Origin of the sequence: Virgibacillus sp. Bac330 (genome assembly GCF_003667845.1) — a bacterium.
Lineage (GTDB): Bacteria > Bacillota > Bacilli > Bacillales > Amphibacillaceae > Virgibacillus > Virgibacillus chiguensis.
Window position 1 is genome coordinate 361,377 of sequence record NZ_CP033048.1, and the last position, 13,331, is coordinate 374,707.

Consider the following 13,331-nt stretch of genomic DNA (forward strand, 5'->3'; position numbering starts at 1 on the left):
TTCAAAGTGGAAGGATGATTTCATTCATGAAAAAGGCGCTTTTAAATGTAGATTATACGATTGATTTTGTAGCAGAAGATGGAAAATTAACGTGTGGTGTACCTGGACAAGCTATTGAAGACAACGTGGTTTCGTTAACGAAACAATTTATTAAAAATGGCGATTATGTTGTGTTTGCCATTGATGCACATGAAGAAGGGGACGCTTTTCATCCTGAAGCAAACTTATTTCCACCACATAATATCATCGGTACAGCAGGGAAAGCGTTATATGGAAAGCTTGCTACGCTTTATAATGAGTACCAGAATAAGGATAATGTATATTATACTAATAAAACAAGATATAGTGCTTTTGCTGGCACAGATTTAGAACTGAAACTGCGTGAACGTGGTATTCAAGAAGTGCATATTGTTGGTGTCTGTACAGACATTTGCGTATTACATACGGCGATCGATGCCTATAATAAGGGCTTTGCCATTGTTGTTCATCAAGATGCCGTTGCCAGTTTTAATCAAGCAGGACATGAATGGGCACTTGGACACTTCAAAAACACGTTGGGGGCAAAGGTTGTTTAGTTCTTTTATTAAAAGTGTTATGGCACACATTGGGAAAACGGATTTACGATGAAAACCAGTTGTAGACAGATCATTTTCTCACTATAGTATTAAGAACGTATAAAAGTTTTAAGGGTTATAGTAAAAGGAAAACGATGCCATTCGCCATAAGACTTGGCGACAAGCCAAGTTTTTCTAAAACAACATATCGCGTTAACGCATGTGTGCTTTTTTCTGTTGAAATAAGAAGTTCCATTAACCTTGACTTTCTTTGTGGCAAATTATATAGTGTAAGTACAATTATGTCATACAAACGTAGATGAAGATTAGTATATTGAAACGTCTTTTATAGAGAGGAAATGGATGGTGGAAATTTCCAAAGATAATCAATGGAACCTGCTTCGGAGTTCGCTATTAGAAAGCTTTATGCTGTAAAATAGCGCGGGGATACCCCGTTATCCAATGAAGTGTGCAGTTTATTTTTGCAAACAAGGGTGGTACCACCAACCTCGGTCCCTTATCGGATGGAGGATTTTTTATGTTTATAGAGAAAAAGTGAAAGGGTGCTCACAAGCAACACTTTCCTTGGTTTATCGAATGAAAAGCGCCATCGTTCACTATAGGGAAAGCCATCACTTCCTTTGAAAAAAGATCTTTCATAAACAACACCGCTTCTGCTAGAAAAATATTAGCAATGAATGTAAATCACCATTTCGTAGTAAGTTTATTGTTTGAAGCACGTGTTTACAAAGTTAGGTAAAACGGAAAGGTTTCATATTTGCAAAAAATAGTATCGACATGTAGATAAAACTATTCAAATGAGGTGTTATGTTTTGGGTAAAAAAAATAAGCAATTTGTAGAAAAAATAACCGCCATGGAAGAGGATTTTGCGCAATGGTATACCGATGTTGTCAAGCAAGCTGAATTGGTCGATTATGGCCAAGTTCGTGGAACAATGATCATTCGCCCATATGGTTTTGCCATTTGGGAAAATATTCGCGATGTATTAGATAAAAAATTTAAAGAAACTGGTCATACGAATGTGGCCTTTCCATTATTCATTCCAGAAAGCCTATTACAAAAGGAAAAAGATCATGTGGAAGGCTTTGCACCTGAAGTTGCTTGGGTTACGCACGGTGGAGATGAAGAATTAGTAGAGCGTCTTGCGGTACGTCCAACGTCAGAAGTGTTGTTCTGTGATTATTATTCGAAAAACATTCACTCTTATCGTGATTTGCCAAAGCTGTACAATCAGTGGGGGAATGTTGTCCGTTGGGAAAAAACAACCCGTCCTTTCTTACGTTCTTCCGAGTTTCATTGGCAAGAAGGGCACACAGCACATGCGACAGATGAAGAAGCATCGGAAGAAACAGAGCGGATGCTAGGAATTTATGCGGATGTTGTGGAAAAATATTTAGCGATCCCAGTCCTTAAAGGGAAGAAAACAGATAAAGAAAAATTTGCAGGTGCTAAATACACACTGACGATTGAAAGCTTAATGCATGACGGAAAAGCATTGCAATCAGGGACTTCCCACCATTTCGGGTCAGGCTTTGCTGAAGCTTTCGACATTACGTATTTAGATGAAAATGGAGACAGTCAATATGTTCATCAAACTTCTTGGGGATTATCCACTCGAATCATGGGTGCATTAATCATGGTTCATGGTGATAACCGCGGTTTAGTAATACCCCCACGCATTGCTCCAACACAAGCGATGATCGTACCAATCGCCCAGCATAAGGAAGGCGTATTGGATAAAGCATATGATCTTCGTGACCAATTAAAAGGTATTGTGCGCGTAGACATTGATGCTAGTGATAAAATGCCTGGATGGAAATTTAATGAGTATGAAATGAAAGGTATACCAGTTCGGATTGAAATGGGGCCCAAGGATATCGAGAAAGAACAGGTAGTCCTTGTACGACGTGATACAGGTGAAAAAGAATTTGTTCCATTGGCTGTATTACCAACTCGTTTACCTGCACTACTTGATGAAGTACAAGCGAATTTATATCAACGAGCAGAAGATTATTTGCATGAAAAAACAAATACCGCAACGAACATGGATGAGTTTGCAGCTGTTTTAGAAGAACAAGCTGGATTCATTAAAGCAATGTGGTGCGGCGATGTAGCATGTGAGGAAAAAATTAAAGAAGAAACATTAGCAACTTCTCGTTGTATTCCACTTGAACAAGAAAAAGTAGCAGATACATGCGTATGCTGTGGAAAAGAAGCGAAAGAGTTAGTGTATTGGGCTAAAGCATATTAAAAAAGAGAGGGATGTTCCTCTCTTTTTTAATATCTGAAATGAAGCGCGGTTTGGTCGTTTTTATCCACTACTAGGAAAAGTATTAAGGTTTCTAGGATAAAACCACGGCGCCGCCATATTACTGGGCGATAAGCCAAGCTTTTCTAATAAGCGCCCCTAATGGCTTGCACTGCTATGAAATGCATTTCAAGCAAGTCTTTTCCTACAAATCGATAGTCTTCATAGATAAATCCCTCTCAATTACAACAGTTTTCCTTTCCTTATAGGTTCTCTTACTAGGTATGTCTCATATTAATTTACGCTACTATGTAGAAAATCAATTTATCCTCTGTAGATAAGAAAGCGTCCCTTGCCCTTGTTGTACGAACAAGCAGTAGATGAAAGAAAATCGACGGTTCCGTTAACGAGATAATAGGAATTTTTTGCAAAAGGCATAACTTGATGCATAAAATTTATGGTTTAAAGGGACATGTTATTGCAAATCACGCTAATTAATCAGCAATACAATTGAAAACGGAAAATAACAGTACAAACATACTTTTCTTCATAAAAAAAGAAAAAAAGATTGCATAATGATGCATTTAATGGTATAAATATACCTACATATTAATAATTATACATGTAGGTGGGACGAAGATGAAGTCGTTAAAAGAAACAATACAAGATATCCATGGTGATTTATGCCATATTAGTGACTATTTATATCACCATCCAGAGTTAGGCGATCAAGAGTATCAATCGATGCAATTATTAACGAAATTACTTGAGGAGCATCAGTTTGAGGTAGAAACAGATGTAGCTGGGAGAAACACTGCATTTAAAGCTACATTTGATAGTGGAAAACCTGGCCCTACTATTGCGTACCTAGCTGAATACGATGCACTTCCCGGAGTTGGACATGGTTGTGGTCATAATATCATTGGCACGATGAGTGTTGGAGCGGGGATTATTTTAAGTACACAGGTAGCAGAAGCTGGGGGGAGTGTCGTTGTTTTAGGCACACCAGCAGAAGAAACGAATGGTGCTAAAGTGCCAATGAGTGAACAAGGTTTTTTTGATTCCATTGATGTTGCAATGATGGTTCACCCTGGCGATCAATCGTATGAAAGCGGAGAGGCACTTGCAATGGACGCGATTCAATTTTCCTACTTCGGTAAAACGTCTCATGCAGCTGCTGCACCAGAAAAGGGAATTAATGCACTGGATAGCGTCATTCAGCTGTTTAATGGGATTAACGCATTGCGCGAGCATCTTCCAACAGATGTACGCATTCATGGCATTATAGCAGACGGTGGTGAGGCAGCTAATGTAGTCCCCGATAAAGCAGTGGCACAATTTTATGTGCGAGCAAAAGAACGAAAGGAATTAGATGTAATAGTAGAAAAAGTACAACACATTGCTGAAGGTGCGGCACTAATGACAGGTGCTAGATTAGAAGTTTCTAATTATGAATTAAGCTACGACAATATGATAACCAATCAGGCTCTATCCAAATCCTTTACAAAACATATAGAGAAAATCACCGCTCAGCCTGTTTTTCCTGCAAAAGAAGGCTATGGATCAATAGATATGGGAAATGTAAGCCATGTGGTGCCAGCGATTCATCCATATATTGGCTTTGATATGCCTGGTTTAACGGCACATACACAAGCGTTTGCAGATATGACAATTACAGATAAAGGGCATCAAATGATTGCTGATGGAGCACTGGCTCTAGCACAGACCGGTTTTGAAGTAATTACAGACGCAAAACTTTTTGCAGAAATTCAACAAGAATTTCGCAAAACCAAGTGTTAAGGAACTATAAAAACGATTAAAAGTTCGCGGTTTTGGTCGGTTTTCCTCATAAAGGATAAGCCTAATTTTCCCTAAGTACAGCATTCGTTCATCGATGACAGCTAAGTTGCAAAGGAAAATTTCACAATTGTCGGTTACCTGTTTACGAAGGATACGTAAAAATCATCTCAAAGTTTGATTATGTGAAGTGAGAAAAGTTGAAGTAACAGCTTACAGGGCTTAAAAAACATGCAAGGTTGCCATCATAAATAGCGAGATCAATAGAAAGAGTTATGCATTCTATACGATAAAATTATCATGCCTTATATGGGAACAAATCACTATTCATAATTAAAAAATAGTTTTGCAAATCTAGAGACATATATAAACAAAAAATGGAGTGAATAAAATGAAACATAAAATGATCCTAGTAGTTTTTGTCGTTCTCTTAACTGGAATAATAACAGCTTGTGGAAGCAGCGATGATAAAGCATCTGGAGAAGCAGAAAAAGAGAAAAAGGTACTGAAAATGGCAACATCAGCAGACTTTCCTCCATTTGAAACGCGTGATCCAGAGGGGAATTTCGAAGGATTTGACATTGAATTAGGACAAATGATAGCGGAAGAATTAGGTTATGAATTAGAAATAGAAGATATGCAATTTGACGGGTTAATTGGAGCGTTACAAGCAGATCGAGTGGATATGGTAATGTCTGGTATGAGTGCAACAGAGGAACGGAAAAAGAATGTCGATTTTTCAACAGAATACCATCGTTCAGGCGAAAGCTTTTTAACAACGAAAGACTCTGAAATTGAAACAATTGATGATTTAAAAGGAAAAACAGTCGGTGTACAGCTCGGAACGATTCAAGAGGAAGGAGCAAAAAAACTAGCAAAAGAATATGGATTTGAAGTGAAAGCAGTAGATAAAGCTGGACTTCTCCCTCAAGAATTAAACGCTAATCGGATTGATGTCGGTTATATGGATAAAACTGTTGCAGCTGGTTATGTAAAAGAACAAGATTTAAAGTTTTTTGATGATCCAACAGAGAGTTCCCCAGGGATGGGAATTGCTTTTCCAAAGGGAAGTGAATTGGTAGAAAAAGTAAATGATGTACTAGCCAAATTTGAAGAAAATGGGGAAATTCAAAAGCTAGAAGATAAGTGGTTGAAAGAATTGCAATAGATAAGTGACCAGAAGTTGACACATGTATCAAGGATATAAAGTATTGGTATCTCCCACCTCCAGAATGAAAAGATGGAGGTTAATCAAGTCTAATGGAAAGATAACCACCTAATTCCCCTTTTTGAGGTTCTACCCTTGAGGGCTAAACATTAGCTGGGATGAAAGAATTCCCCACTGAAAAGAAGCTTCACTTGATATACGGCCAAAGTTGGGTAACTTCTAAATGCAACATAGATGAAAAAACATAGAGAGAGAAAAGTGAGGTGATAAGGCATGAATTTGGATTTCAGCCAAATCGTGCCTTACATTCCTTTTATATTAGAAGGAATTGGGGCAACATTAAAATTCGTTAGTGTATCTATAGTCATTGGATTTATTTTAGGTACATTACTAGCTTTATGTAAAGTAACAAAAGTTCCTGTGTTAAAACCTTTTGCAGATGCGTATACGTCCATCTTTCGTGGCACACCACTCATTTTACAATTAATGATTATTTATTATGCTGTTCCACAGTTAACAGGCTATGATATATCCGCATTTATCTCTGCCGTATTAGCATTTGGTCTCAATTCAGCTGCTTATATTTCTGAAATCATTCGTGGTGGTATTCAAGCAGTGGAAAAAGGGCAAACTGAAGCAGCAGAGGCGTTGGGAATTCCTTATCGTCCGATGATGGCACATATCATTTTGCCACAAGCATTTAAAAATATATTGCCAGCGATGATGAATGAATTTATTACATTAACAAAAGAATCCGCCCTCGTATCTACAATCGGTTATTTAGATTTAATGCGCCGTGCGCAAGTGGTTGGTTCAGACTTATATCGCAATTTTGAACCATTATTATTCGCAGGCTTAATCTACTGGGTGATGGTCTTTATTCTTACACAATTTGGTAGATTACTAGAACGGAGGCTTCGTCAAAGTGATTAAAACGGAAAATATAACGAAAAAATTTGGCAAACAAACCGTATTAAAAAATATATCGACAACGATTCAGCACGGAGAAGTTGTCGCTGTCATTGGCCCGTCTGGATCTGGTAAATCGACATTTTTACGTTGCTTAAACTTATTGGAACTCCCAACGGAAGGAAAGATTTGGCTTAACAAGCAAGAAATTACCGATCCAAAGCAAAATAAATTAGCTGTCCGAAAGCATATCGGTATGGTGTTTCAACATTTTCATTTATTCCCACACATGACAGTATTAGATAATGTGGCTTATGCACCACAAAAAGTAAAAGGAATATCCAAGCAAGAAGCTTATCAAATAGCAAAAAACCTATTAGCAAAAGTAGGCTTAACGGATAAAGAAGAAGCCTACCCGAATCGCTTATCTGGTGGACAAAAGCAGCGTGTAGCCATCGCTAGGGCACTTGCTATGGAACCAGAAATAATGCTCTTTGATGAACCTACGTCAGCGCTTGATCCAGAGATGGTGAAGGAAGTACTCGATGTGATGAAAGATTTAGCAAATACTGGTATGACCATGGTTGTTGTCACACATGAAATGAATTTTGCAAAAGAGGTTGCAGATCGTATTCTGTTTTTAGACCAAGGAAAGCTGATTGAAGAAGCAGATCCTTCTACTTTTTTTCAAGCACCTGCAACAGAACGAGCAAAAGATTTTTTGGATAAAGTTTTATAAATAGAATGCGTCTTAAGTAAGCATGTTCGACCTAGGATGTAATATTTTGGCCTCTGACAAGTAAACACGCAAGCAACACAGACAGAAAAGTATATCTGTGCTGCTCTGACATAAGAAAGTGGAAGCACTGAGCCCATTTATGCTCAATAAAAGCTCTAAAGCGCATGTATTTGCCGAGGTATGCTTGTGCATTTCTGATAGTTGCACAACCTTGGTTGTAATTTTATAAACATAAAGTGGAAATGGTATTGACATGATTCATTTTAAGGTACGTTTGGATGAGGAAAGAGGTGAAGGGTAGTGGATATAGAATTATCTAGAGCAATGAACTTACGAGAGAAAGGCAAACATATAGCATCTAACGAATTGCTCATTTTTTAGTTGGATAATTAAAGAAGCAAACTAGCTATAAAAGCTAATGTCCACTTCCCTATGTCATCCAACACTTTTTCTACTAAAAAAACGTTTTCCACCACTTTACTAAACAGGCGGTTTTTACGATTGTAAAGCTGCTTCAATATCTTTTTTTATGTTTTCTGGTTTCGTTTGTGGTGCGTAGCGATTAACAACCTCGCCCTGCTGATTGATCAAGAACTTTGTGAAGTTCCATTTAATTTGCTTCGTAAACATCCCTTTTGCTTCATCTGTCAAATACTTAAACATCGGATGCGCATGCTCCCCTTTTACGTCCACCTTTGCAAACATCGGAAAAGTGACACCATAATTCAATTGACAAAACGTAGCGATTTCTTCCTCTGAGCCTGGGTCCTGATTTTTAAATTGATTACATGGAAAGCCGAGTACATAAAATCCTTCATTTTTGTATGCATCATATAACTGTTGTAAACCTTCCAATTGCGGAGTAAAACCACATTTGCTTGCTGTATTTACGATAAGCAGAACATTCCCTTTATAATTAGCTAACGACTTCTCTTTCCCATCTATCGTTTTTACATCGAAATCGTATATAGACATATAACAAAGCCTCCTTTTTGCACTATAGAAAATTAAAAAATTCCAAGTGTTATAGTGTCAGAAAAACGACGGTGTTTTTCCACCTAATGAGCTAAGTCTTTCTAAAAAAAGAATAGCAATAAGCAAATAAACTGTCAAAAATATCGTTTAGAGTTTTGTTTGAAAAATCATTTAAAAGACCTAGTAACGTATTGACTTCTAAAAGTCTATTTATTAGGTTGAAATAATTGAAATAAGTAGGAAAAAAGGCTATGATAGGGTTGCTGCTAGCATCTAGTTTAGGTATATATAACTATATGTGTTGATTAGTCCACATTGTAACGGAAATGATAAGGGGCCTATTCCATTTCAAATTTTGATCAATGCTTCACAAATTATTTACTGTAATTGTATTTTTTTAAAGGTGTTCATTTACATTGGAAGGAGAAAGAACGATGCGGAATTTAAAAATTGCAAAAAAGTTTGTTTTACTCATTACATTTGCTGTCCTCTTATCGACCATTATTAGTGTCGTAGGGTTTATATATGTACATGATATGGCAGATGATTCTAAAGAAATGTATGATAACTATTTAATTTCTATTAATAAACTTGGGGTCATTCAAAAAAACAATGCTACTATTGATGCGTATTCCATGGAAGCTTTGCTAACAAATGATCCTGATACATATAGTGATTTAAAAAAGCGTATTGATGAGCTTGCGAGTGAAAATGAAAAACTAGAAACGAAAGACTTATATCCTGAAAAGGTGATAAACATTGATAGTTATTCTATGCTACAAGATGATTATATTCAAGGGCGAAATAATGCACTTCAATTAGCAAAAGATGATCAAGATGCTGGATATAATTACTATGTAGATCATGTTATGAGTAAACGTATAGAGCTTGACGGTATAATGACAAAAATTCAAGAATACTTTACGAATAAAGCGGATGATATGAATCAACATAATCAAAGCCATCTAAAAGAAGTAAGTATGATCTTCATAGCAGTAACAACAATAGGAATTATTCTGTTTATAGCTTTTAGCTTATGGATTGTTAAAACGATTATTAAACCAGTGAAGCATTTACGACATATTATGAAGACTGCCGAACAAGGTGAACTAGTAATAAGCAATTATAAAGCAAATGATGAACTTGGGCAATTAGTGACAGCCTTTAATGGAATGATTACTACATTTAAGGATTTACTATCGTCGACACAAGAAGCGTCTGAAACTATCGTCGCGTCTTCTGAGCAATTAAGTGCTAGTGCTGGGCAAAATACACATGCTTCAGAACATGTTGCTTCTGCTATTCAAGAGATAGCAGCCGGATCAGCGAATCAGCTCGAACATATTGAGAAGACTGCTAATACGATGGATACGATGATTTCCAGTTTTCAAAAAATTACTGAGGATACGACTGTTGTTTCTAGTCAAGCTAAAGAGTCAGCGGAATTGTCTAGAAGAGGGGAAAATGCGATGAATGATGTCATTGATCAAATGGAAGTCATTCGTAGTAACGTAACTAACTTAGGGAAAACTATCCATGGTTTGAGTAGCAGATTAACGGAAATTAATGCGATGAACCAAACTATTACGGATATAGCATCGCAAACGAATTTATTAGCTCTAAATGCTGCCATTGAGGCTGCACGAGCGGGGGAACATGGAGAAGGGTTTTCTGTCGTTGCCGAAGAAGTAAGGAAACTTGCTGAGCAGTCCAACGAATCTGCTAAACAGATCACGCACTTAATTGAGAATATCCAGAACGAAACGAATGAAACGATGGAGTCTATGGACGTTACAGATGCAGCTGTAGAAACTGGGACGACCGTCGTCCATGAAGCTGGTAGTACGTTTGAAAAAATAGAAAGTACATTTAATCGCATTATAAATCAATTTGCGAAAATTAGTGAAAACATTAATCAGTTGTCGTCAGGAGCAATGAATTTGCAAACTTCTATGAATGAGATTAAAGAAGTTGTGACAAATACGAGTGAGCAAACACAAACTGTCTCTGCTGCGACAGAGGAACAACTAGCCTCAATAGAAGAGGTGGAATCATCCGCAGAAAACTTAGCAAAAATATCGGAAGAATTGCAAGAACTCGTTAACAAATTTGAATAAGTAGGCAAACTGTACGATGAGGATTTTTTTGAATAGGTGCGTTAAAGGGCGCTTTTTGAAAATGCGTTTCATCAGAAGATAGAAAAGGCTTGTTTCATATGTTAGATTCTAGCATATGAAACAAGCCTTTATGTTATGCTTTCATTGTTAAGCTTTCACCTATAGCCTCAAGGCGCGCTTCTACTTCTTCTTCCGATAGTTCGTGCTCTTTCACATATAAATTACGTGGGCTTACGCGACAATCATGTGTACAACCACGCAAATACTTATGCTCATTTTCTTCCGAGCAAAGAATTTGTTTATTACATTCTGGGTTAGCGCAGTTGACGTAACGCTCACATGGTTCGCCGTCAAAATAATCGACACCGACGACAACATGTTCTTTTTGATTGACTGGCACAGAAATGCGCTCGTCAAAGACATAGCATTTACCGTCCCATAATTCACCTTGTACTACCGGATCCTTGCCGTATGTGACAATCCCACCATGTAGTTGATTTACATCTTCAAAGCCTTCTTCTTTTAACCAACCGGAGAATTTTTCACAACGTATGCCACCAGTGCAATAGGTTAAAATTTTCTTATCTTTAAATTCGTCCTTGTGCTCGCGAATCCAATCTGGTAATTCACGAAATGTTTTAATATCTGGACGCACAGCGCCGCGGAAATGACCTAAATCATATTCGTAATCGTTACGCGCATCAATGACGACTGTATCTTCATGCTGCATTGCCTCGTAAAATTCTTTTGGTGACAAATAGTTTCCTGTCGTCTCATGTGGATCAACATCCTTTTCAAGACGGAAGGTAACTAATTCTTTTCGTGGTCGTACGTGCATTTTTTTGAACGCATGCCCATCATGTTCATCAATTTTAAACACCATATCGGCAAAGCGAGGATCGGCATGCATCATATCCATGTATGCTTTTGTTTGCTCTTTTGTGCCAGACAATGTGCCATTAATGCCTTCATGGGCAACAAGAATTCTTCCTTTTAAACCTAATTCCTTACAAAACTTCAAATGCTCAGCAGCATATCCCTCTGGATCCTCGATGTGAACATAATGATAATACAATAAAACCTCGTATGGCATATTACTTTCCATGTTGTTTACCACCTATCATTTATATTTGCAAGATACAAATGTATGGTAGTCGTTATTCATTTTTCTATCTTGCAATTGTACATTGTAGCATGTTTTTTAGATATATTCTAGTTTGTGATTTTTTGTACAAACAGTTTTAAGGAGTCGGTATGAATTGACGAAGCTTATTGCCAATAAAAACAGTTGAGACCTACAACAAAATTGCGGTACATCATACAAGCTCTTACACGTGCAGTAGAATTAACTGCTCAAACTTTTTACTTAAGTACATTGCTAGCGTCAGCTTGATTTAAAGCACCCTTCATAGGCATGAAAAGATATTTGGTTTGTAGGTAAAATGATTGTTTTAATAAATGTAAGCGTAAGATATTTTATGCTTACTTTAATAAGGAGTGCCATTTCTGTTGAACAGATGCTGCATGGTAATATGGACAATTTTGCGTATGATCGACTGGAGTTACTTCAATCATGGCATGGTTCTCATTTGTTTCTATGTGTTTACAATTTGTGTCTCTGGTTAAATTTAAGAGTCCATTGATATACTCATATGATATCTGTCTATCCTTCTTTGCTCTACCATAATCTGTTACTTTACATTTTCTTTTTTCTATCTAAATAGACCTTAGTTAAAATTAAATAGAAAAACCAAAAAAAGATAATCGTTAAAATAATAGGTGTTAAATTATCGGTATTCACCCCTAGAGTTGTATATAAATCCCAGCCATCGGTATTTTCATCGACTTTTACAAATAACGAATCGAAAAATGATGTTGTATATCCAACTTCATCATGAGTAAACATCAGCTTGATCAAACTAATTACTAAGATTATTACCGTACTTATCACAGCTGGCACTAAAGTTCCAATGATAATATTAACTATCTTCATGTAAAAACTCCTCCTTTTGTTTTTTTAATCCCAAACAACTTATGTATATAATGAAAATATATAACATCATCATTATTATACTATTGTACAATTTAGAAAAAAATAATAATTATATTATTAATGATATAAATTCTATTCTAAAATTATCCGATTATTAAAAACCCAATAATAGGCGAGAATGGATTGTCCTTTTTTGCCGGAAATAGAATTTCAATTAAAGTTGAAGGTATTATTATTAAAAGTAATTGACAAAAATAATGTTATAAAAATAAATAATGCTCTGAATTTTTAGCGCATAATCCTATTTTGATTTTATCATATTAGACGAGGTAACTAGTAATATCGATAAAGATGCTCAACAAGGAATCTTTTTCACTTTACTAGAGGAGTACAAGGATAAAATTGTATTTGTTATTTCGCATGATCTTATAAACGAAACGTATTGTAATAATTTGATAGCGTTTACGAGTGGTTCAATGTAATCTATATACTTCAATCTATACAAGTCTTTAGCAGGATAAAAGTATAAACGTTTACTAGAGACTTCATAGTGATAGGTTGGTTGCAAATGAATGGAGTCATGAGTGCAAAGTTTTAAACCTGTGGTTGTGAGACAACAACCATCATCTGCAGACAAGAGTGTAAGTTTTTGAAAGGGAAGAAGGCAGCCTGTTTCATTCATACTATTTGCGCTACAGGCATAACTCTAATATAGGAGGTTTTTGTCATATATTAAGGTTTAATTTTCCAAATACAGGGTAATATGTTTGCAGCATTATTATAAATAATAAAGTATAAGGGGATGGAAG

General features: G+C 36.4%; 10 protein-coding genes and 1 other annotated feature. Of the genes, 7 read left to right on the plus strand and 3 right to left on the minus strand.

The window, feature by feature from the left end; translation table 11 throughout:
* Window positions 1–26: 26 nt before the first annotated feature.
* The 6 genes from D9780_RS01615 to D9780_RS01640 all read left to right on the plus strand — a co-directional run bounded on the left by D9780_RS01615 (window position 27) and on the right by D9780_RS01640 (window position 7,437).
* Window positions 27–575: a cysteine hydrolase family protein gene (locus D9780_RS01615; protein WP_121639043.1), complete on the plus strand. Its 549-nt coding sequence runs from the start codon at window positions 27–29 to the stop codon at window positions 573–575.
* A gap of 286 nt (window positions 576–861) precedes the next feature.
* Window positions 862–1,075: a binding site (T-box leader), on the plus strand.
* A 312-nt stretch (window positions 1,076–1,387) separates the two neighbouring features.
* Complete coding sequence (proS, locus tag D9780_RS01620) at window positions 1,388–2,827, plus strand: proline--tRNA ligase (RefSeq protein WP_121639044.1); 1,440 nt, start codon at window positions 1,388–1,390, stop codon at window positions 2,825–2,827.
* Between the two features lie 636 nt (window positions 2,828–3,463).
* Window positions 3,464–4,624 (plus strand): M20 family metallopeptidase, encoded by a 1,161-nt coding sequence (locus tag D9780_RS01625; protein WP_121639045.1) that lies wholly within the window; start codon window positions 3,464–3,466, stop codon window positions 4,622–4,624.
* 388 nt (window positions 4,625–5,012) lie between these two features.
* Window positions 5,013–5,789: a transporter substrate-binding domain-containing protein gene (locus D9780_RS01630; RefSeq protein ID WP_121639046.1), complete on the plus strand. Its 777-nt coding sequence runs from the start codon at window positions 5,013–5,015 to the stop codon at window positions 5,787–5,789.
* 273 nt (window positions 5,790–6,062) lie between these two features.
* The gene (locus D9780_RS01635) at window positions 6,063–6,722 is read left to right on the plus strand and encodes an amino acid ABC transporter permease (RefSeq protein ID WP_073006454.1); all 660 of its coding nucleotides are present in this window, start codon (window positions 6,063–6,065) and stop codon (window positions 6,720–6,722) included.
* Complete coding sequence (locus tag D9780_RS01640) at window positions 6,715–7,437, plus strand: amino acid ABC transporter ATP-binding protein (protein ID WP_121639047.1); 723 nt, start codon at window positions 6,715–6,717, stop codon at window positions 7,435–7,437. The genes D9780_RS01635 and D9780_RS01640 overlap by 8 nt, the downstream gene beginning before the upstream one ends.
* 495 nt (window positions 7,438–7,932) lie before the next feature.
* Here the strand turns inward: D9780_RS01640 and D9780_RS01645 are convergent, their stop codons facing one another.
* Window positions 7,933–8,412, minus strand: coding sequence for a glutathione peroxidase (locus D9780_RS01645; RefSeq protein ID WP_121639048.1), 480 nt, complete (start codon window positions 8,410–8,412; stop codon window positions 7,933–7,935).
* Window positions 8,413–8,846: 434 nt separating this feature from the next.
* Between D9780_RS01645 and D9780_RS01650 the strand changes: the two genes are divergently transcribed.
* Window positions 8,847–10,529: a methyl-accepting chemotaxis protein gene (locus D9780_RS01650; protein ID WP_121639049.1), complete on the plus strand. Its 1,683-nt coding sequence runs from the start codon at window positions 8,847–8,849 to the stop codon at window positions 10,527–10,529.
* A 133-nt stretch (window positions 10,530–10,662) separates the two neighbouring features.
* On the opposite strand, the gene D9780_RS01655 is transcribed toward D9780_RS01650, so the two are convergent.
* A complete protein-coding gene (locus D9780_RS01655; RefSeq protein ID WP_121639050.1) occupies window positions 10,663–11,634 on the minus strand; it encodes an oxygen-dependent tRNA uridine(34) hydroxylase TrhO in 972 nt (323 codons plus the stop codon).
* A 591-nt stretch (window positions 11,635–12,225) separates the two neighbouring features.
* Window positions 12,226–12,522 carry a hypothetical protein gene (locus D9780_RS01660; RefSeq protein ID WP_073006463.1) on the minus strand — a complete coding sequence of 99 codons (297 nt, stop codon included), beginning with the start codon at window positions 12,520–12,522 and terminating at the stop codon, window positions 12,226–12,228.
* Window positions 12,523–13,331: the final 809 nt, after the last annotated feature.